General features: G+C 46.9%; 1 protein-coding gene. It reads right to left on the reverse strand.

Going from position 1 to position 580, the window contains the following annotated elements; all coding sequences use genetic code 11:
* Positions 1 to 580 (reverse strand): UPF0236 family transposase-like protein (locus ABDZ72_RS14340; RefSeq protein ID WP_343754374.1); only part of this gene is annotated, 580 nt, incomplete at both ends.

Below are 580 nucleotides of genomic sequence, written 5' to 3' on the forward strand. Positions count from 1 at the left end.
ATCAAGTTTCCTATCGCTGATGAATGGGCTGTATATAAACTGATGGATCCTTCTTTTGCGCCAATCGATGGGCGTGTTGGCTGATTCAAGTATTCCGTCATACGAATGGTCTTTTCAACGTCTCGCTGCTTGCGTGCGCTTCGTTTTTGGGATGTGAGATAAACATCTCGCAACGTGTTATTGAGGATACCCTGTTTTACTTTCACCATAGCTTCACTGCCGTCGGCGCTCCAATGCATCCCACGTCTTTTCATCCGGAAAGAAACGCGGCGCTGATTGGATTCCATAGCCCCTAAGCCTCGTGCGTCTTCTGGCGGGTCTTCCACTTTCTCACGCCAGTCAAATAGACGATTCCAATTGTGCTGAATGTAAGTTCGAAAACCGTTTACCTTTTCCAGCTGTTTCGCGTCTTCCAGGGTACTTTCGTATGTATCCAGCCAAAGTATGACCTGTTGCCAATCGTGTTGTTCTAACGCTTTCCTTATCCCATCCTTAAATTCACTCTTTTCACCGCCTAATGCCCGATTTAACGCCTGGGCTATATGATACGTGTCAAGTTGATTCAATACGGGGTAACGGG

The organism is Lentibacillus halophilus, assembly GCF_039522485.1.
In the GTDB taxonomy this organism is placed as follows: domain Bacteria; phylum Bacillota; class Bacilli; order Bacillales; family Amphibacillaceae; genus Lentibacillus; species Lentibacillus halophilus.